General features: G+C 47.6%; 14 protein-coding genes. 9 read left to right on the top strand and 5 right to left on the bottom strand.

Going from position 1 to position 20264, the window contains the following annotated elements; translation table 11 throughout:
* Positions 1-184 precede the first annotated feature (184 nt).
* Genes OXH18_RS25005 through OXH18_RS25020 form a run of 4 tightly spaced genes read left to right on the top strand, consistent with a single transcriptional unit; the run spans position 185 to position 4717 of the window.
* Positions 185-1003, top strand: a complete 819-nt coding sequence (locus tag OXH18_RS25005; RefSeq protein WP_268610270.1) for an ABC transporter permease — start codon at positions 185-187, stop codon at positions 1001-1003.
* Positions 1000-1779 carry an ABC transporter ATP-binding protein gene (locus OXH18_RS25010; protein ID WP_268610272.1) on the top strand — a complete coding sequence of 260 codons (780 nt, stop codon included), beginning with the start codon at positions 1000-1002 and terminating at the stop codon, positions 1777-1779. The genes OXH18_RS25005 and OXH18_RS25010 overlap by 4 nt, the downstream gene beginning before the upstream one ends.
* Before the next feature lie 52 nt (positions 1780-1831).
* Complete coding sequence (locus tag OXH18_RS25015; protein WP_268610274.1) at positions 1832-3580, top strand: sulfotransferase family 2 domain-containing protein; 1749 nt, start codon at positions 1832-1834, stop codon at positions 3578-3580.
* Positions 3581-3583: 3 nt separating this feature from the next.
* On the top strand, positions 3584-4717 hold the full coding sequence (locus OXH18_RS25020; protein WP_268610275.1) for a glycosyltransferase family 4 protein: 1134 nt from the start codon (positions 3584-3586) through the stop codon (positions 4715-4717).
* Between the two features lie 95 nt (positions 4718-4812).
* Here the strand turns inward: OXH18_RS25020 and OXH18_RS25025 are convergent, their stop codons facing one another.
* Positions 4813-6300, bottom strand: a complete 1488-nt coding sequence (locus OXH18_RS25025; protein WP_268610276.1) for a serine/threonine protein kinase — start codon at positions 6298-6300, stop codon at positions 4813-4815.
* A gap of 283 nt (positions 6301-6583) precedes the next feature.
* Here OXH18_RS25025 and dxs point away from each other — a divergent pair, with 283 nt between their 5' ends.
* The 4 genes from dxs to OXH18_RS25045 all read left to right on the top strand — a co-directional run bounded on the left by dxs (position 6584) and on the right by OXH18_RS25045 (position 14636).
* Positions 6584-8488, top strand: a complete 1905-nt coding sequence (gene dxs, locus OXH18_RS25030; RefSeq protein WP_268610277.1) for a 1-deoxy-D-xylulose-5-phosphate synthase — start codon at positions 6584-6586, stop codon at positions 8486-8488.
* A gap of 492 nt (positions 8489-8980) precedes the next feature.
* Complete coding sequence (locus tag OXH18_RS25035) at positions 8981-9895, top strand: hypothetical protein (protein WP_268610278.1); 915 nt, start codon at positions 8981-8983, stop codon at positions 9893-9895.
* A gap of 83 nt (positions 9896-9978) precedes the next feature.
* A complete protein-coding gene (locus OXH18_RS25040) occupies positions 9979-11964 on the top strand; it encodes a P-loop NTPase fold protein (protein ID WP_268610279.1) in 1986 nt (661 codons plus the stop codon).
* A gap of 11 nt (positions 11965-11975) precedes the next feature.
* Entirely contained in the window at positions 11976-14636 is a 2661-nt protein-coding gene (locus OXH18_RS25045; protein ID WP_268610280.1) for a DNA translocase FtsK, read from the top strand.
* Between the two features lie 64 nt (positions 14637-14700).
* Here the strand turns inward: OXH18_RS25045 and OXH18_RS25050 are convergent, their stop codons facing one another.
* The 4 genes from OXH18_RS25050 to grxC all read right to left on the bottom strand — a co-directional run bounded on the left by OXH18_RS25050 (position 14701) and on the right by grxC (position 18047).
* On the bottom strand, positions 14701-15642 hold the full coding sequence (locus OXH18_RS25050; protein ID WP_268610281.1) for an NF038130 family PEP-CTERM protein: 942 nt from the start codon (positions 15640-15642) through the stop codon (positions 14701-14703).
* Between the two features lie 455 nt (positions 15643-16097).
* Complete coding sequence (locus OXH18_RS25055; RefSeq protein WP_268610282.1) at positions 16098-16391, bottom strand: hypothetical protein; 294 nt, start codon at positions 16389-16391, stop codon at positions 16098-16100.
* A 414-nt stretch (positions 16392-16805) separates the two neighbouring features.
* Positions 16806-17624 (bottom strand): tetratricopeptide repeat protein, encoded by an 819-nt coding sequence (locus OXH18_RS25060; protein WP_268610284.1) that lies wholly within the window; start codon positions 17622-17624, stop codon positions 16806-16808.
* Positions 17625-17717: 93 nt separating this feature from the next.
* A complete protein-coding gene (gene grxC, locus OXH18_RS25065) occupies positions 17718-18047 on the bottom strand; it encodes a glutaredoxin 3 (protein ID WP_268610285.1) in 330 nt (109 codons plus the stop codon).
* A 420-nt stretch (positions 18048-18467) separates the two neighbouring features.
* Between grxC and OXH18_RS25070 the strand changes: the two genes are divergently transcribed.
* The gene (locus tag OXH18_RS25070) at positions 18468-20261 is read left to right on the top strand and encodes a SpoIIE family protein phosphatase (RefSeq protein ID WP_268610286.1); all 1794 of its coding nucleotides are present in this window, start codon (positions 18468-18470) and stop codon (positions 20259-20261) included.
* Positions 20262-20264: the final 3 nt, after the last annotated feature.

Below are 20264 nucleotides of genomic sequence, written 5' to 3' on the forward strand. Positions count from 1 at the left end.
GGGGGTAGGGGTTGGAGGTTCGCGCTGTAAGCGGTAGTTGCAGGAATTCGTCGCCGGGACAGGAAGATCGAGGAGGTGGGGAAGAGGCTAGGTGTTTTGCATCTTTGCAGAGTAGAGTATTATCTTGCTTTGAAGTGTCTGATGAGTGTGGGTCTGAAATGTTACGTGATGGTGGAGAGGAGCCGTGAATAGCAAGGCAGCGATCGACAAAGGTAGAGTCCGGCACGTCGGATCACACCGAGATTGGGAGAATTATCGCGACCTCGTGATTGTGCTGCTGCAACGCGAGTTGAAGGTGCGCTACAACAACAAACTACTGGGTTATTTATGGTCGATTGCCAATCCCCTCACCTCAGCGCTGGTTTATTTTGTGGCGTTTGGATTGATCATGCGCGTGCGAGAGCCAAACTATGTGTTGGTGCTGGTCTCTGGGCTATTTCCATGGCAGTGGTTTTCTAACTCGGTGGGTTCGGCTCCCAACCTATTTGTGGGCAGTGCCTCGCTGATCAAGAAATTAAATTTTCCCAGAAATATTGTGCCGTTGTGCGCTGTGTTGAATCATATGATTCATTACATTGCCTCGGTTCCGGTGATTATCCTGTTTCTGTATATCTATCAGCAGTCGCCTCATTGGTCTTGGCTGTATGGGTTTCCAATTTTACTGCTGATTCAGCTTGTTATGGTATACGGCATTGCCTTGGGGCTGTCATCAATCAATTTATTCTTTCGTGATCTTGAGCGACTGACCAGCATCATTACGCATTTCTTGTTTTTCTTGACTCCGGTTCTCTACACCCTCGATCGCTTTCCACCGCAATATCACAAGTTGGTGGTGCTGATGAATCCGGCAGCGGGCTTGATGGTTAACTGGCGACAACTGATCATGGAGGGCACGCTTAACCCATTCTATGTTTTAGTGAGTATGGTCTATGCGGCTCTATTTTTTGTCATTGGCTATGCCGTCTATAAGCAGCTTTCCTGGAAATTTGCCGAATTGCTATGAGAGATCCCGTTATCAGCTTTCACAACGTCAGTAAGTCATATCCGCTCTATCGTCGGTTGCGCGGCGTCAAAAACTTTTTCTTCAACTTTGCCACTAGCCTCAAGACCATGAAGGACGATCGCTATGAGGCCCTGCGGGACATTAATTTTGAAGTGTACGAAGGTGAAAAATTTGGCATTATTGGCCGCAACGGGGCTGGTAAAAGCACCACGCTAGGTCTGATTGCAGGAGTCCTCAAACCCGATCGCGGTACAGTCATTGTGAGAGGGCGAATTTCGCCGCTGTTGGCATTAGGAGCCGGATTTCACCCAGAGCTAACCGGCCGCGAAAACATTGTCCTCAATGGCGTGTTGATGGGATTGACCCGTAAAGAAGTGGCACGGAAAATGGAGGAAATTATTGATTTTTCAGAGCTAGGCGAGTTCGTCGATCGTCCCATCCGAGTTTATTCCAGCGGCATGCTGGCACGGTTGGGCTTTTCGGTAGTGGCACATTTAGACCCAGAAATTTTGCTGATTGATGAAGTGTTGGGCGTGGGCGATATTCGCTTTCAGCAAAAGTGTCTTAATAAAATGATGAGCTTCAAGGAAAGTGGTGTGACGATGGTCTTAGTCACCCATTCGGTAGCTAGCGTAGTGAATATCTGCGATCGGGCCATGTGGATTGAAGATCATGTGGTGCGGATGATTGGCGATCCGATCGAAGTAGTGGAAGGCTATTGTGAAGCGGCTGGTGTTCCCATCAATTTAAGCGCCGTCAATAAATCTGCGTTGTAATTCGTTTGATTCAAGTTTTGAGTTAATCAGCTACCTATCCGTTGCCAACTGTATGAGAGAATTTCCTGCCCAATATGACCTCAGCGCCAACGACGCCCTGTATTTTTCGCATATTCCCAAAACCGCTGGCATGACCTTCCGGACGATCGTGGAAGACCAGTTTCATGTCGATGAGATTTGCCCAGCTACGCTAAATGCCCAACTGGCGAAGCTCTCCGCCGAATCAATCCGTAACTATCGCCTGTTCCGGGGACATTTAGGGTTCATCAATCTGCCGCAATTGTTGGCTGGCAAAGAAATTATCAACGTCACGGTGTTGCGCGAACCCGTGTCCCGGGTCATTTCTCACTATGACTACATTCGGCGGATGCCCGGCGACCCTCACTATCCGGCTGTCAAAGATATGACGCTAGAGGAATTCTCCCAAAAGCTGACCGCAGGTAAGGTGGGCAAGAATATTCAAACCTATCATGTTGCCAAAACGCTGAAGTTTGATCTTGATCAATTGACGCCGGCCGAAACCCTCGACGTTGCTAAGCAGAGCCTCGATCGCTTTGCCTTTGTGGGACTGGTGGAACGGTTTCAGGATTCGCTGTTCTTACTATCTTACATTTTTGGCTGGAAGCCTATCATCAATACCCGCAAAGAAAATGCTGCCAAGTCTAAAAAGGGCTTGACCGATATTCCCGCTAGCACGATCGAGGTCATTAAACAAAACACGGCGCTGGACGCTGAACTGTATCTCTATGCAAAAGAAATCTTTGAGCAGCGGTTTTCGCAAATGGTGACGGATCTGGTGCAGCGCTTTGGCGCAGACTGTGGGCTAGATCCTGCAACCACCGAAGCCAATCTCACCGAGGCACAACTAGCCCAACTGGTGGAGCTCCACTATCAACAGCGCTATGCCAAGTTGGAAAAACCTAGTTCGACCTCCTACGTGTACGATTTTTGTTTGCCGCTGCGAGGTACAGGCTGGCAACGGCGGGAACTACCCACCAACCAGCCTACTTATCGCTGGACAGGGCCCGGTACAACTTCGACGCTGGATTTGCCCGTGAAGGCAGATGTAGACAGCGATTTTTTGCTAGAGTTTCGCATCATTTGCCCGCAGGTGACACCCCCCGATATCCTGAACAGCCTTAGTGTCAAAATCAACGGACAGCCGATCGCCATTGACATTCTGCATAGCGATCGCGGCACGCGCTTTTTCCAAGGATTGGTTCCCAAAGCCTATCTGAATCATCGATCGCCCTTCACCGAGTGCAGCTTTACGGTAAATCGTGTCTCATCGCTGAACGAAAACAATCCGCTTGACCCAGACACGCGCCCGGTGGGTCTGGCCTTTAACTTTGTGCAACTGTTTCCGGTGAATTTGCGACAGCAGCGCAGCGCCCTCACACCCTTCTTTGAATTTGAGTCATGGCGATCGACGGTGGATTTTCTGCAAAAACACGCTCCTGCCGATGAAACTGTGATTGCACCACTCATTTTCCGAGTGGAACTAGAAAATATCGTGCAGGATTATGCGGCGTTTCTTAAGCAAACCGATGCCACTTGGGTTGTGATTCACAAAGGTCGTGTTGATCAAATTGATCCGGTATTGCTGAAGTTGATGCGGCGTGGCTTTGCGCCTGTATTTGCCAACGATGTCTTTATTATTTACTCGACCCATTCCCTGCCCAAACTGACATATCTTTCCACCCACGTCAAACCGTTGTATGTCGATCGCCTCAAAACCCATACTCGCAATGCGGTGCGATTGGTCTATCGCAAAGTTAAAGCGCAACAAATCCAGTCATGAGACATGACCATGCCTGACCCATTGTCCGATTCGCTACTGGTGAATCTATCTTTTGTGGGCAAGAAGCCAACTGGGTTGGCCACCTATGCCATTAATTTGATCCCGGAACTTGCTCTGCCCAACCTAACTTTGTTGGCGTCCGATACGTTGCTGCCTCGCTTTGCCGATCGCTATTCCTGTTACCCAATTCCCGCAATCCTAACCCCAGAACAAGGTAAGCGCGGTCACATAGGACGACTATGGTGGACGCAGACCCAGATTTCTAGTATTGCGAAGGCGCTGCGATCGTCCTTGTTGTTTTCACCAGTTCCCGAAGCACCCTTATTCACAAAGATACGTTCGGTTGTTGTCGTTCATGATTTGATTCCATTACGATTTCCCCGATTAACTTCACCACTCACCCATTACTTTCGCTATTACGTTCCTCATGTTTTACAACAGGCAGAGCATATTCTCTGTAATTCTGTGGCGACAGCTAATGATATCATTCAAACCTACCGTATTTCTTCTAAAAAAATTACATCAATTCCGTTAGCACACGATGTTAATCATTTTCGTGTTCTTGATTTAAGTTCGTATCCATTTCCCGATCGTCCCTATTTCTTCTATGTAGGGCGACATGATCCATATAAAAACCTCGATCGAATCATTCGCGCGTTTGCTACACTACCCAACCATCAAGCGTATGATTTGTGGATTGCTGGCTCCGTTGATCCGCGCTACACACCGTTGCTGCAAGCCCAAGTGACGGAACTTGGAGTAGCCGATCGCGTCAGATTTCTGGACTATCTGCCCTACGAACAACTGCCGATTGTGCTGAATCAGGCATTGGCATTAGTCTATCCCAGCCTGTGGGAAGGATTTGGCTTTCCTGTGCTAGAAGCCATGGCTTGCGGTACACCAGTGATTACTTCTAACCTCTCTTCCCTCCCCGAAGTTGCAGGAGAGGCGGCCCTGCTGGTTGATCCCTACAATACAGCAGAAATTGCCACCGCTATGCAGCAAATTGCTAGTGATGACACCACTAGGACCCATCTACGATCGGCTGGACTGGACAGAGCACGACAGTTTAGTTGGAGCAAGACGGGACAAGCAACCACCAACGTGTTGTTGCAGCATTTGTTGCAGCATTTATAGTCAGTAGGGGAATGATCGGGGGGATTATCTCATCTCAAAATCAACTACGTCGGGTAACGAGTCATTGTGAGATTGTCAGGATCACATCGTCAGGATCACGAAGAAAACGATCGCCACATCATCCCCACGAACCAGCCCCAACCCAACCCCACCAATGATGTTCCGGTCAAAACGAAAAACGTCTGAACGCGGCTCAAGCTTGTCCGCAACTTTTCTCCAGCCCCGGCTAAGGTTAACGCACCAATTCCAGCCCAGGCCCAAGCCAACGCGCCTGCCCACGCGCCAGATAAGCTTCCAGTCAACGTTCCTGCCGCCGCCACCGCCACGGCTACCAAAACCGCAACTGTTAAAGCCCCAGACAACGTCTCCGCCCCTGCACCTACGCTCGCTCCAGCCAAGGCGCCTGCCCATGCCCCCGTCCACGCACTCGGGCCAGTTTCTGCTACTGAGGTTGTTAGCGAGATGCCAAGTACTGCGTAGCCAGTCAATGCAAAGGACAGCCATTGCCAAGGAATGGTTGCTAGCACCGATGGCGAGGGTGTGGTCGGTGCTGGTAGCTGGGATGTTGCTTGCGATCGAACGGATGCACCCAACCGAGTGGCTCGTCTGGAACGATTGGCAGTTGTAGAAACCGATGGGATCAGCGGCATTGGGGATGGCACGATAGTGAAGGGATGATTTGGCACCGAATAGGCTGATTGGCTAAATGGGTTTCTTGCTAGCGCCATCGGTCGGGCGATCGGTTCTTCCAAGAGAATGAGCCACGCCTGCATCGATTGAGGTCGATCGACGGCTCTCAACGCCATCCCTTTCAAAATCGCGCTATTGACATAATCGCTAATGGCTGAATTGTAATGCTGTGGTGGTTCCAAGGGTGTGCCCACCAAGCGACTGGGGGCCGGTCGCGGCACAACCCCGGTCAAAAGACAGTACAGCGTTGCTGCCAAGGCATACACATCGGTATAGGCTCCTCGTTTGGCACGGCGATCGTATTGTTCAATGGGCGAAAACCCCTCTGTGCGAGATTCTGTGTGGGTCAGGGTCAAACCAGGAATGAATTCGCGGGCCAGCCCAAAATCGATTAACACGGCTTCAGATGTTCCCGTGCGAATCATGATGTTTTGCGGCTTCACATCTCGATGCAATAGCTCCAGCGAATGCACAATAGACAACGCTTCTCCGACTTGCCGAATATAATGCAGCGCCTCAGCTTCCGGCAATTTTCCCCGTCCCAAGCGTTCAGCCAAACTCATGCCCTGCACATATTCCATCACCATGCCATCTACCGTACCTTCGGGCGTCTCTTCGCGAATCAATTCTCGAACTTGCACTACATGGGGATGCCGACACCGAGCAAGCTTCAATGCTTCGTTGAGAAAATCTTGCTGCAATCGCGTTTGATAGTTTGCCCACTTTGGATCAAGTCTCAGTTCGTCTTTCAGGGTTTTAATGACTACCCATTCCTCGTTGGGTCTGGTGGGGTGTTGCCTTGCTAGATAAGTAATCCCCGCACCTCCCCATCCTAGGATGCGATCGATGATGTACTTTCCGCCCTGTAGCTCTTGTCCTGAGTTCCACGCCATTGCCTTGAATGCTGCAAAACTGGCTTCATTCTTGCATAAACTCTGCAAATTTCGTAGAGAATGCAACGTTGTTCAATCAGGCTCTATCCTCCGTCCTAATTCTAATGTGCAGTGTCTGCGAGTTTCAGAATTAGATAACGATTGCAACAATGGATTAACCTTGACTAAAGCGTTAATTTAGATAAATAAAACCTGCCCCCTGCGATCGGGCGTGTCCCCACAACTTACTAGAATGAAAAAATAATTAATGGCCGGTTAACATTGCGAGAGGAATTAATTCTATATGCATCTGAGTGAAATTACTCACCCAAATCAGTTGCATGGTTTATCCATTCATCAGCTTAAGCAAATCGCTCGACAGATTCGCGAAAAGCACCTGGAAACCGTGGCAGCCACTGGGGGACATCTCGGCCCTGGCTTGGGAGTTGTAGAACTAACGTTAGGACTCTATCAAACGCTGGATCTCGATCGCGACAAGGTGATTTGGGATGTGGGACATCAAGCTTATCCCCATAAAATGATTACAGGACGTTACAATACGTTTAACACCCTGCGGCAGAAAGACGGGGTAGCTGGGTATTTAAAGCGCTGTGAGAGTAAATTTGACCATTTTGGAGCCGGACATGCCTCCACCAGCATCTCGGCCGCCTTGGGCATGGCATTGGCACGCGATTTAAAAGGCGAGAAATTCAAAGTCGCAGCGGTGATTGGCGATGGGGCACTCACAGGCGGGATGGCGCTTGAAGCCATTAACCATGCTGGACATTTGCCCAAAACCAACTTGCTGGTGGTGCTTAACGACAATGAAATGTCGATCTCACCCAACGTTGGTGCGCTGTCTCGGCATCTCAACAAAATGCGCCTCAGCCCTCCAATGCAGTTCCTTACCGATAACCTAGAAGAACAATTCAAGCAATTGCCGTTTGTGGGCAACTCGCTTTCTCCCGAACTGAATCGCCTCAAAGAAGGGATGAAGCGGCTGGCTGTTCCCAAGGTAGGAGCCGTGTTTGAGGAACTGGGCTTTACCTACATGGGTCCGATCGACGGCCACAACCTAGAAGAATTGATTGCCACCTTTCAGCACGCCCACAAACAGCCTGGCCCAGTGCTGGTGCATGTTGTCACCACGAAAGGTAAAGGCTATGCGATTGCCGAGCAAGACCAAGTGGGGTATCATGCCCAAAATCCCTTCAACCTAGCAACCGGAAAACCGCTTCCCTCTAACAAACCTAAGCCACCCGGCTACTCTAAGGTATTTGCCCACACGCTGACAAAATTGGCAGAAAATAACCCCAAAATTGTTGGAATTACGGCTGCCATGGCCACGGGAACCGGCCTTGATAAACTCCAGGCAAAATTGCCAAAGCAATACATCGACGTGGGCATTGCCGAACAACATGCGGTGACGCTAGCGGCTGGTCTGGCTTGCGAAGGGATGCGGCCGGTTTGCGCCATTTATTCCACATTCTTGCAACGCGCCTATGACCAAATCATCCATGATGTTTGCATTCAAAACTTACCCGTCTTCTTCTGCCTTGATCGAGCAGGTATTGTCGGAGCCGATGGCCCTACTCATCAAGGTATGTATGATATTGCCTATTTGCGCTGTATCCCCAATATGGTGCTGATGGCTCCTAAGGATGAAGGCGAGTTGCAGCGGATGATTGTCACTGGAGTCGAGTACACCGACGGCCCGATTGCCATGCGTTATCCGCGTGGCAATGGTTATGGTGTGCCGCTGATGGAAGAAGGTTGGGAACCACTGCCGATTGGTAAAGGTGAAATTTTGCGTCATGGTGATGATGTACTGCTGTTGGGCTATGGCTCAATGGTGCATCCGGCATTGCAAACCGCAGAAATTTTGCACGAGCATGGTATTGAAGCAACTGTGGTCAATGCCCGCTTTGCCAAACCGCTCGATACAGAATTAATCGTGCCATTAGCTAAGCAGATCGGGCGTGTTGTCACCCTAGAAGAAGGCTGCATTATGGGTGGTTTTGGCTCGGCGGTTGCTGAATCCCTGCTCGAGCATGGAGTGGCCGTTCCCCTGACGCGGATTGGAATTCCGGATATACTGGTCGATCACGCCAAACCCGATGAATCCAAAGCGGATTTGGGATTAATGCCGGCCCAAATGGCCGATCGCGTTTTGCAATTATTTAGTTCTCAGCCAGCAATCATCGGTTGAGAGTAGTGAGATCAGACATCCTGAAATTGGTTGGGTTGGGGTTACTGGCATCAGTGGAGGTGTAGCTACAAATCTGTGTCAGTCTTGAGTTCAGTTGCGTTGATCCGATTATCTCAACAGGTTCTTTAGTCGTGTCCAAATCAGGTATCAAGAACAGAACATAGTGCTCAAACAGACAATCGGTTTCACGTTCAACGCCAGAACCCCATCTAACCTCCTTATTTGAATTTTTTTTACAATTTTTGCTTAGTGTCCTGATCACACTTGATCAAGGATTTATTTCTCAATAGAAAGCTCTAAACCACTTTTCATCAACTTGATAAAGTGCACACTTGTTTGAACAGCTTCACTAACAAATTTTAGGATGAAAAAGTGGGCTTACTTCACCGTGTCTCTGGGAGCAAGATAGAGACAAACCAGATCTGGGCATTCTGTTGCAGGAGTATTGCTAAGGAATAGCCATTTTGTAAAAGCAAGCGATTATATGGTTTTATGAAAGCAATTGAACTTAAGTTTCTGCTCAAGTTGTTGGGTAAGTCAAGTTATCGTACGGTCATCTCAGAGCTTAAGCCGAGTGAGAAAACTAGTGCGTCAGAACGAAATAAAATTTGTATTGATTTGACCAATCGCGGTATTGTTGCCCATTCGCGCAGAGTTGAGAAATTTAAACTCGAGCCGTCAGCTAGAGCATTGCTTGCAGTAGATGCGGCGGAATCTCCCTTGACGGCGGAACAATTGGCTGTGTTGCGAGCGTGTCAGAAGCAGGCAGCCACGCCTGGAGAGATCAAGAAAGTTGAAGCAGGCGATCGACAACGAGTTATCCAAGATCTGGAAGCCAAGGGTTTTATTAAGGCAGAAAAAGTTCAGATTCAAGAGGTTTGGTTGACCGATCGAGGTCGAGAATATTTGCGGGAAGAATGTCATGTGAGTGGTACTGCAACCATTAGCCTCAACCTGCTGCAAAATTATATGAATTTCTTGCGAAAGGAATTGCACACGGCTTCCAAGGTTGCACCGATTGAATCTTCAGATTCTGCTACTGAACTGAATCATGTACATGATACGACTGATTCTTTCAGTGAAGTAACTATATTGAAATCGGTTGAATCATCTGGTGCGATCGATGCAGCAGATAAACCCAGCGATGCAGAAATTTTACACCTCATTCAAGAATTAGATCGAGAACTGGGAACCGAAAACTATTTACCAATTTTTCACTTGCGGCAGAAACTACAACCGCCATTGTCCAGGGAAGAACTTGATCAAGCCTTGTACCGTTTGGAGCGAAACGATCGAATTGAATTAAGTTCATTAGTGGAAGCAATTCGATATACTCCAGAACAAATTCAAACAGGTATCCCCCAAGAGGCAGGCGGTCCCTTGTTTTTTATAGTGGTCAACAATTGAGGCTTATAGAGCTTTTAGACCATCAGAAATTTTAGTGCAAATTTAATCGCAATTGGCATCTAGAGTAACAAAGGCAGTACGTTATGGCATCTATTGACGAAATTATTTTACGTGCAGCAAATCCGTTTGATCCAGTTACATTTAAAACTGGAAATTTTTGGCAAGAAGATGATTCTAATGGGGAATACCAAACTGTGGAATCTATTCACCAAGAGGCAATCGAGCAAATTACCCAAATGCTGGATACAGTTGCAGGCGATCATCGTACCCGCGCTGTCTTGTTGAAAGGCGATGTTGGTTCGGGCAAAAGCTATGTTTTGAGCCGTCTAAAACATTTGCTAAATTCCAAAGCCTTTTTTGTGTATATTGATCCGTTTAAAGACAGCGAGCATATTTGGCGACATACACTTCGGCGAACTGTTGATAGCTTAATGTACAGTCCTGAAGGACAAGCAGAGTCACAGTTAATTCTCTGGCTCAAAAGCCTATCAGTATTTAGAGAACATAGTCTACTAAAAAATATCTTAGGCGAGCGAAGGCTGTTTGTTAATAACTTTAGAGCTACTTATCCCGTTGGAATTCATCAAGCCAAAGAGTTTTTTAGCGTTTTACATGGACTGACGCAACCTGAGTTATATTCGATCGCCTGTAATTGGCTACAGGGTGAGGATTTAGACGACGAAGATTTAAGAACTTTAGGCATAAGGAAATCAATAGATAGTGAAACGTTTGCCCAAGGAATTCTATCTAATTTTGGTAGAATTTCTACGTCAACTTACCCAATCGTCCTTTGTTTCGATCAAGTTGAAAGTAAGCTGATGCCGGATGGAACAGCCGATCTTCAACCAGTTTTTCAGGTCAACACTATCTTTCATACAGAAAGACTTAAAAACTTCTTAATTATTATCAGTGTTGTTAAAAATACTTGGGAAGAGAATCGCAAACGCATCCAAGTATCTGATAGGGATAGAATTGAGAAGGAGGTTCTTCTGAATCGGATCAATTTAGATCAAGCAGAGGCAATTTGGGCAAGTCGGCTTTATCCGCTTCATATTCAAGCTGATCCAAAACCTGCAAATCCCATTTTCCCTCTATCTCGTCAAGAACTGGAGCAGAAAGTCCCAGGTGGAAAAACCACGCCAAGAGCAGTGCTGGCAGCGGGGCAGCGTCTATTTTTGAAGTATAAGTCACAGATTGTTGGACATGAAATCCCCCTGCCTGATACAACAGCATCATTCAAATTACTATGGGCGAAGGAGTTTAGGAAAACAAAGGAAAAGGTGACTCGCGTTCGTCATTTTTCCTCTCTTGAATTGACCACCATGTTACGGGAAGTTGTTGCAGTTTTGAATGCAGAGAAGATACAGCCCAAGTTTTTGCCTAGCCCAACCTATTCTAGTTATTCGTTTTCCTATCACCTGCCCGACCAATCTGAAAAAGTTGGCGTTGTTTGGGCAGAAGAACCAAGCCTGAACAGCTTCTATAACATTATGCATGCTTGTCAAAAAGCTAATGAACGCGGTTTATGTCAGAGGCTTTATTTACTACGTGCTGAACCCATTGGAGGAAATCGAAATAGAGGCCATCAGCTTTGCAATCAAATTTTTAATGGTTGTCCTCATGTTCGATTAAAACCTGACCTACACTCAATTCACTACTTGGCAACCTACGATCGTCTAGTCAACTCAGCAAAAGCTCAGGAGCTAGTGCTTAGTGGAAAAGCAATCAATCTCACTGATCTTGAAGAGTTAGTTCGAGAGTCGGAAGTATTACATGAGTGTCTTCTGTTGCAACAACTTGGTGTCGTTCCTAGAAAGAAAGTTGAGCCTGATCCAACTAATTTTTCTCTAGAAGAGGCAAAAGAGTTTCTCTTGAATTTTGTCAAAATTCATCATGTCATTGCTCAGAAAACAGTGACTTGTACTGTGCACAATCAGTTTTCAGATTTGAACGATCGACAAATTCAAACGGTGATTCATCGTTTATGCCAAGATAAAAAAATTCGGATTCTTGATGAAAATGCTCCAGAGGATGAAAAAATTATCTGCCTGATTTCTCGAAGTGCTTAATCAGTAGCTCCATGCCCTATTTAACTACCCCTGCCGACATTCGATCGCTGATTGCCCAACTTACCACCTATCCCATCCTTTGGCTAGATACTGAAGTAGCGGATTGGCAAACACCCAACCCCAAGCTATCGCTGATTCAAGTCTTGTTCAATTCAGATGATAGAACTGGTGAGTTCGCTTATATTTTGGATGTTCTCGATCGTCCTGATTTGATTCAAAACTTTGTTGTTGAAATTATGTGCAATGAAGCGATCGAAAAGGTATTTCATAATGCCGCGTACGATTTGAAATTCTTGGGGGGCGATTGGGCACAGAACGTCACCTGCACCTTCAAAATCGTTCGACGAATGTCTAAAAGAAAGTTGGGTATTTCTAATCGCAAGTTGAAGACCTTAGCTAAAGAACTTTGTCACTTCACGGATATTGACATTGAAGAACAAACCAGCGATTGGGGTCGGCGGCCACTCAGTCAAAAACAACTGCACTATGCCAGGATGGATACAGTGTATTTGGCGCATGTTCATCAATATTTGCTTCAATTGAATTCACCTAAACCTGCTGTCTTAACGCCACCAGATACCGTGAACAAGCCCACTGCCAATCCTTCATCGTTTAGTGTGACCCAAGTGCGAGTCGCGTTTGAATGTGCTCGTTTGTTTTACTTAGGGCATCACTTTGGCGGGATGACGATGTTTCTGCCGCCAGGGAAAGTATTGGGAATTGGCAGTGCCTTTCATGATTTATCGAATCAATTTGTCAAAACGGCGCGTCAGGATGCTCAATTTGCCAACTTGTTCAACTCGCCTGTCGATCAACTCAAGGTAGAACCGATCGCTACTCAGATGCAAGCCCTATTCTACGATCGGGTATTTTTTCCTTACCTACAATCGGTGATCCAAACAGAACCTAGTAGAGCACCGGCACTGCTTCAGCTTTGGAATGGATTGAAAGGCTTGATTCGGCGATGGGCAACGCTATTAGTCAGCAATCGCCAGGTTTGCAGCGCTGAGGAGGTGATTGAGAAAACCTTTCTGGTGCAAGAACTTAGCGTTCAACATCAGTTTTTGTTGCCTAACGGAACCCAACAACAAATAAGAGGTCGGTTTGACAGCTTGGTGTATGACTTTGCCAATCATCGCTTGTGTGTGGTTGAATACAAAACCTATCAATCGCTCGACCAATCGGCTCAACTGGCCCAAGTTGCGCTCTACAGCTATATGTTGCGCGAGAGAATTGGTGTACCGATCGATTCGGCAGTATACACAGCTTTGCCTGACTGGAAAGAACTCACTTTCACCTGGAATGAGCTAGAAACAACGGTGCATCACCTAATCCCGCACAAGCTTCAACAGATGCAGCAATGGCTCACTTGGCAACAAGGACAACCCAACCCCCCGCCCCCCGCCGCGCAAGCTCACCTCTGCGACAGTTGCCCACAACGGCAAAAATGTCAGACCTTTTTCCCAGACATCCCCACCAACCGTTCTGTGTATGATTCTGTCTCTAAACCGATCGCTGCGCCACCATCTACCGTAATTCAACCGCCTCGACAGAACCCCATTCAATCCACGAAATCCCCATCTTCCGTTCCTGAACCTGCTCCATCTAACGAGTCCGATCGCATGGGTGAACGTCTCGTAGAGACGCTGCAATCGTTTGGCATTGAAACTGCCTATCAAGGAGCGGCTTTGGCTCCTGCCTTCATTCGCGTTAAACTTAAGCCTAATCCAGGGGTGAAAGTCAACTCAATTCTCCGGCTTTCTGACGATCTACGAGTGCAACTTGGGTTGACCTACCCGCCGCTGATTGCCCCACAAGCTGGCTATGTCAGTGTGGATTTGCCCCGTCCCGATCGCCAACTGGCAACGTTCGACCGCTACATTCCACTGCAAGCACAACCGGCTACTGCCCCGGTGCAAATTGCGATTGGGGTTGATTTAGAAGGGCAACTGGTGGAAGCCGATTTGTCTGATCCGAATACCTGTCATTTTCTGGTCGGTGGTACTACGGGTAGCGGCAAAAGCGAGTTTCTTCGATCGCTGCTGCTCAGCTTGCTAGTGCGACATTCGCCTGATTATCTAAAAATTGGGTTAGTTGATCCAAAACGAGTCACGTTCCCAGAGTTCGAGCAGATTCCCTGGTTGTATACGCCTGTGGTCAAGGATAGCGATCGGGCGATTGCATTGATGAACGAATTAGTGGCAGAAATGGACAGGCGCTATCAGCAATTTGAACAAGCCAAATGTCCCGATCTGGCAACCTACAATCAGCATCAAGCCCCCATGCCTCGCATCGTTTGCATTTTTGACGAATACGCCGACTTTATGGCTGAGAAAGAAACACGATCGGCCTTGGAACTGAACATTAAGCGCTTAGGAGCAATGGCCAGAGCGGCTGGCATTCATCTAATTATTGCTACCCAGCGCCCAGAAGCTAAAGTCGTGACTCCTTTAATTCGATCGAACTTACCTGGACGAGTTGCGCTCAGAACCGCCAGCGAAGCTGATTCTGCAATTATTCTGGGTGGAAGACAGATCGAAGCAGCCTATCTGTTGGGAAAGGGAGATTTACTCTACCAAGCCGGAGCGCACTTACTGCGGCTACAAAGCCTGTTTGCACCTAGCATGGATGACACATTGTCCCAACTAATTGCCCCTCGTTCTTCTTCCTGAATTGCTGCCGATCGATGCAACAAAAAAGCGGCTCGATTGCGGCCGCCTATCTTCCCAGTCAAATCTATGCTTTTTTCGTCTGTTGCCGTTGACTAATCAAAAATCCCCCCAGTCCTGCTAAGCCAAGCAACAAAGCAGGTTCAGGAACAGATTGCTGAGGTGGCGGTTCAGGTGCAATTCCTTGCAGCGCCACTTCATAAATCGCGCTATGGGAAACGCCATCGCCTTTCTCAACCAGTCCAGAATTCACGCCACTGAAGCTATAGAGATACCCAGTTTGATTGTTGTAGGTATACTTGATCAACTCGCTGGCTTGGAGCACTTTGGTTGCTAGCAGCGGGCGTAGCGCCCTCACTAAGTTTTTAGATTGCGTGCTGGCGTTGCTGCTCAAGAAAGCATCGATCGATTTTAGGAATAACGGGGTGGCATTCAGATGTCCTGCCAGTCCAATCTTGATTACTCCAGTGATATTGTTCTGGTTAACGTAGGCAACATTTGGGTCGCTGAAGCGTTGAAACCCACCATGTTGGGTGAAGACATTGAAGAGTAGCGTCCCGTCTGCACTACCAACCATTGTGCCGAATCCATTAGCCGTTAACATATCATCAAACCAAGTTTGTCCAAGGGTTTTGCTGCCAACTGGACTAAGCCAATCTGCCATCGTTAAACTGCTTAACGTGATATCACGACCGCCAATTTGCCCAGATAGGCTGCTAACACCTGTGTAGGCTGCAAACGCAGTGTTCGTCAATGTTTCGCTATTAGAAAACAACTCAACGTTTCCCATCGGATTGTTGAGGTCTCCACTCAGCACTTTTACCAGGTTTGCTGGTGTGTTATCTACCTTGAAAGTGTTGGTCTGATCGGCATCATAGGTCAAGTAGGATGCTGCTCCGCTGAGCGAAGGATTAGTGAGGCTGCCTGCCAATACAGGAGAGCTAGCGATCGTACCGAAACCCAAGCAGACAGACGTTCCAAGCAGAAATGATTTAATCCAGTTAGGCATGTATAAAATTGCTCCACAAGATGAGTAGGCAGTCATCGAAGATATTGAAGAAATCGATCAACTTGGGGGCAAGCGATTTGTTAACGGAAAAATTGATAATGCTTGGGACTGAAGCGAATAGCACTTCTTGGGGAGAGAAGCGCAATGCCATCATTCATGGCTCGATCCATAGCTCAGTCGAAAGCGACTCAATCAAGTTGATGGCTCAGTTTAGTATAGATAACATCACAACTTGATAGGTGAAGTTGTGATTGAGTTTGGCAATGGAAATGATGAACTTCTGAAGAGTTTTCAAACCTACCTGTAAAGCGGTTTTCCGTGATCTTATCGGTAGGCGCCACGAGAAACCGCACAATTACCCAACTTGAAGGAATACTGCACAAGAAAACTACGGCAGTTTTAGAATGGCTACCGATGAGGAGGTTGAGCTTTTTTAAGAGCCATCTAGAAGACAGTTAGTAACGTCGTCTGCTACCGACGATCGCTCGATTAATTAACCCCAGGACTGCTGAAAACAATGCTGCACCAACAATAGACCAGACGATTGGGAAAGAGGTGCCTCCAATGGCAAGCGGTAGAATTTCGGGTAGTCCAAACTGTCGTGCTACCCATAAGCCTAGATAGGCTCCTACCACTCCTACAAAGATAGAAGTCAAACAACCACCAGCCGTGTAGCCAACCAACGATTGGCCGATCGCACCACAAATAGCTGCGATGATGAGAAGAATTAAAAGTTCAACTATTGTCATAGCTAACGTACAAATGCATTCGGCAATACAGTGACAGGTTCAGTACTTAGGTGCATCCATCAAGTGATAGATTTTGAGTAGATGAAGAGAAAAAATAGTGAATCATTCAACTAATCTACCGAGCAGTAATTCAAAAACTTAAGTAAAAAAACAGCCAACTCAGAAGAACTCATGAGCCAAGGCTCCTTGTTCAACAACCGAGAGCGCTGTTAGCGGTCTGGTTGTCAATGGCAGGAGTCTAGCCTCTTCCGAGCGGCTGCCAATGCTGGTCATTAACAATGAGGTGTCTTGAGAAGTGAATGAGCATCACCATGCTTCACCATAGGAAGGAAAGGGGAAGAACTGGGGAAGACAACCTGTTTGGGGCAGAGATCGATCAGAGTGTGATTTGAGAAACCAAGGATTGCAGCGGCACTATTCCAAGCGTTCGAGTTCTTCTAACGCTCGTTGCTGAGCCTCGGTATTCCCCATGGATTCAAAAATCTCGGCAGCTTTCTGCAAATCGGTAATCGCTCCTTCTCGATCGCCCAGTTCAGATCGAGCTAGCCCCCGCGATACATAGGCAGGAGCAAAGTTAGTTTCAAGTTCTAGGGTGCGCGTAAAGTCAGCCACTGCACCTTCGTGATCATCGACTTCAGTACGGGCAATGCCACGATTGTAGTAAGTGAGGGCAAAGGTGGGGTCTAGTTCGATCGATCGAGACAGATCTTCCAAGGCAGCTTCATATTCTCCGGTTTCTGCATGGGCTACACCCCGTCCCCCATAGGCAATCGCATCGTTTGGATCAAGCTCAATAGCGCGGCTATAGTCTAAAATGGCTCCTTCCATATCCCCCGATGCCGCCCGCACCAAGCCTCGGCTGCCATAGGCGGGAGCAAAATCCGGATCAAGTTCGATCGCCTGCGTGAATTGATCAATCGCTCCAGCATAATCGCCGGACGCGGCTCGTTCTAACCCTCGGTTTAAGTAGGTGAAGGCATCATCTGAACGCTCGGTTGGACTGTCTGGGCTGGGTGTAAGCTGGGCGATCGTAGAAAATCTGGTCTGAGGTGATGAGTGAAGGGCTAGTAACTCTGTTCGATTAGGACTGAACTCCTGCGAGGCGAACTTCTCTAAACTCAACCCAGGTAAAGATGTGGCTGAAGCACGCTCAGCCAAACCAGTAACTAAACCTGTCATTGCCACCGCCGCACTGAAAACGCGAACCAAGTAGCTAAATAAAGAACTATTCATGAGAATGATACAAATGTTAGGGCAAGAATCTGGGCTACGGCATGATTGTACCTAGACCAAGTAATGGGTCGTCGGAGGACCAAGTAGCAGCCATTATGAGGACGGGGATAGCGTTGGCGGCTGCATCAGCAGAGGATCAAGCTTTCCTTGCCGATCGAGGGCATACAGATCATCACAGCCACCAATATGCTGATCATTGATGAAAATTTGCGGAACTGTGCGTCGTCCTCTGGCCCGTTCTGCCATTTTTACCCTAGCCGCTCCATCACCATCAATCTTGTATTCGGTGAATTTGACTCCTTTCCACCGCAGCAACACCTTCGCACGAATGCAATAAGGACAGGTTTGCCAAGTATAGATTTCGACGTTGGCTTTTACCTGCTCCGAGGAATGACCCAGGAAGAAATTAATGAGATTTTGCATCGTAATCGGATAGGTAAGGATTCCTTTCTATGATTATCCTTCTGGGATGATTCTGTCATATCGCTCGGGCTAGCACCAATTTCAAAAATATTCTGCAACAACTCTTTTTTATCTCTGCTAACCAACTTCCTGCTTGACCTCTACCATACCACTCCTGTTCCTTTTCTGTTTGTTTCCTCGTCCTCCCTTTTTGGGTACGTTATCTCCAGAGAGAGAAGCCTAGATTCATTAACCCGGCCATATTTGATTTTGCCTTCCGAACCCCCTCATCCCCCAGCCCCTTCTCCCAGAAGAAGAGAAGGGGAGTCAGATCGGAAGTCCCTCTCACGGAGGGCGAAGGCCGATGTCGTGACAACAGTTGCCGGGTTAATATCTGAAACCCATACAGACTGAATCAAGCGTCGCCGAAGGAGCATATCGATGGCTGTGATACAGGGAAGCAAACTGAGGTTGATGGTGGTTGATGATGAATCAGATAACCTGGATTTGCTCTATCGCACATTTCGGCGAGAATTCGAGGTATTTAGGGCTGATAGTGGTATCAAAGCCCTGCAAATCCTAGAGCAAGAAGGAGAAATGGGCATCATTATTTCAGACCAACGGATGCCTCGCATGAATGGGACTGAGTTTCTTAGCCGTACCGTTCAGCTTTATCCTGATACCATTCGCATTTTGCTGACTGGGTATACCGATGTCGAAGATTTGGTGGGCGCAATTAACCAAGGCAAAGTGTTTAAGTACATCACCAAGCCGTGGAATCCTCAAGAATTGGAGACGATCGTGCGGCAGGCGGCCGAAACCTATCAGGTGGTGAAGCAACGCACCAGTGAATTACACCGAATTCTGCGACGAGAATCAATCTTTAATGCTGTTACAACTGCTATTCGTAGGTCGTTGGACTATCACAGTATGTTGAAAACGGTGGTCAATACGATCGGACACACCTTTAAAGCAGATGCTTGTGTGCTGTATCCCCTAGAAGCAACCGCTAAGATTGAGTTACCCTTAAAGCCATATATTTATACAGCAACGCCTGCATCAGATTGTCCGATTCTTTTCCCTATCAACTTTGACAGTTCTCATTCAAGGTCTCACTCGCCCTCAGAGAAAGTTGGTGTGGCAACTGATATGGCAGAGGACCATTCTCTGTCCAAGCAAATTCACTTAGATCAGCTTTTCGACGATCGACAAATTCAATGGCTTGAACCTGATGTTCATTATCCCTACAGGCGACTGGTTCTGCCATTAATCTACCAACAAGAAAACCTGGCGGTGCTGGTGCTTTATCAACGTGAACAAGCTCAGGTTTGGTCTGACGATGAGGTGTATTTGATTCAACAGGTGACGGAACAAGCTGCCCTAGCTGTATCGCAAGCCAAGCTCTATCAACGCACGCAACAACAAACCGAGCAAATGCGTGCCGAACTGGCGGTGGCTCGTCAAATTCAAATGAATTTGCTGCGGCAGTGTTGGTCTACTTCGTCCACGGTACGAATACAAGCCCAGTGTCAGCCAGCGCGAGAAGTGGGCGGAGATTTCTTTGAGGTGTATGTTCACCCCCAAGGAGATGTGTGGATTGCGGTTGGCGATGTGTCGGGTAAAGGAGTGCCAGCAGCGCTGTTTATGGCCAGTGCCATTTCTCTGCTGCGGCGTGAACTGGCGCAAGAACATCCGCCTGATCCTCACCTGATTTTACAAAACATGAATACCAGTCTGTCAGAGGATTTGGTAGGAAGCAATTGTTTTATCACAATCGTCCTAGCACGCTACAGTCCCAATCGGCGCGAATTAGTGTATGCCAATGCTGGACATATTTATCCATTGGTGTGGTCTCGTAAACTACTCTCTGGTTTAAGGACAACGAACATAGAGCAGGTCACATCCGATTATCTAGATTCAACTCATCTTGAACCTCACTACCTCAAGGTGCGCGGGGTTCCTTTGGGTATCCTTCCAGTGTGGCAAGCCGCTTCCGGTCATCTCACCCTAGCCCCAGGGGAAATTTTGCTGATGACCAGTGACGGCATTACCGAAGCGACCATCATAAATTCTACTTCTGGCTCCCACAATTTCATGCTTCAGCAAACTGGATTATGGAATCTATTGTCGCAACAACAAGGGGAATTGAATCTGGGTGAGTTGCTAGCTCAAATTCAAGCTCATACGCCCTATCAGGAAGACGACCAAACTATCCTTTCTCTGGAGGTTCTGTAGTTA

The organism is Thermocoleostomius sinensis A174, assembly GCF_026802175.1.
Lineage (GTDB): Bacteria > Cyanobacteriota > Cyanobacteriia > Elainellales > Elainellaceae > Thermocoleostomius > Thermocoleostomius sinensis.

Bases quoted from the DNA above. Each gene is read 5' to 3' on its own strand.
- OXH18_RS25010 (WP_268610272.1), top strand. From the start codon at position 1,000: ATGAGAGATCCCGTTATCAGCTTTCACAACGTCAGTAAGTCATATCCG.
- OXH18_RS25015 (WP_268610274.1), top strand. From the start codon at position 1,832: ATGAGAGAATTTCCTGCCCAATATGACCTCAGCGCCAACGACGCCCTG.
- OXH18_RS25020 (WP_268610275.1), top strand. From the start codon at position 3,584: ATGACCATGCCTGACCCATTGTCCGATTCGCTACTGGTGAATCTATCT.
- OXH18_RS25025 (WP_268610276.1), bottom strand. From the start codon at position 6,300: ATGGCGTGGAACTCAGGACAAGAGCTACAGGGCGGAAAGTACATCATC.
- dxs (WP_268610277.1), top strand. From the start codon at position 6,584: ATGCATCTGAGTGAAATTACTCACCCAAATCAGTTGCATGGTTTATCC.
- OXH18_RS25035 (WP_268610278.1), top strand. From the start codon at position 8,981: ATGAAAGCAATTGAACTTAAGTTTCTGCTCAAGTTGTTGGGTAAGTCA.
- OXH18_RS25040 (WP_268610279.1), top strand. From the start codon at position 9,979: ATGGCATCTATTGACGAAATTATTTTACGTGCAGCAAATCCGTTTGAT.
- OXH18_RS25045 (WP_268610280.1), top strand. From the start codon at position 11,976: ATGCCCTATTTAACTACCCCTGCCGACATTCGATCGCTGATTGCCCAA.
- OXH18_RS25050 (WP_268610281.1), bottom strand. From the start codon at position 15,642: ATGCCTAACTGGATTAAATCATTTCTGCTTGGAACGTCTGTCTGCTTG.
- OXH18_RS25055 (WP_268610282.1), bottom strand. From the start codon at position 16,391: ATGACAATAGTTGAACTTTTAATTCTTCTCATCATCGCAGCTATTTGT.
- OXH18_RS25060 (WP_268610284.1), bottom strand. From the start codon at position 17,624: ATGAATAGTTCTTTATTTAGCTACTTGGTTCGCGTTTTCAGTGCGGCG.
- grxC (WP_268610285.1), bottom strand. From the start codon at position 18,047: ATGCAAAATCTCATTAATTTCTTCCTGGGTCATTCCTCGGAGCAGGTA.
- OXH18_RS25070 (WP_268610286.1), top strand. From the start codon at position 18,468: ATGGCTGTGATACAGGGAAGCAAACTGAGGTTGATGGTGGTTGATGAT.